At 61.1% G+C, this 306-nt stretch carries 1 protein-coding gene; it reads right to left on the reverse strand.

The annotated features are described in order from the left end of the window. The coding region (locus HMPREF2605_RS09450; protein WP_168167577.1) for a hypothetical protein at positions 1–306 on the reverse strand (306 nt) is incomplete at both ends.

The following is a 306-nucleotide window of genomic DNA, read 5'->3' on the forward strand; positions in this document are numbered from 1 at the left end:
TTCTTCGTCGGTCATGTTGTCGAAGAGGGATGCGTCGAAGAGCATGCGCGGGTCGGTGAAGGAGCGGCCGGGTGCCTGGTCGCCAAAGGCGTCCATGACGGTGATCGGGAGGTCCTTAGGCATGCCCTGGCGGCGCCACTTGAGGGGGTGGACGGTCAAATCCTTCTCCCAGGGGGTTTCACCGGTAACACCGGGAGCTCGGGTGTGCATGAGTTCGGCGGAGAGATCCTTACCCTTGACGGTGACGCGGTTTTCCTTCTCCAGAGTTTCATAAGCATAGCGAGCGCGGTTGTTTCGGTCGGCGTG

The organism is Rothia sp. HMSC065C03, assembly GCF_001837295.1.
Lineage (GTDB): Bacteria > Actinomycetota > Actinomycetes > Actinomycetales > Micrococcaceae > Rothia.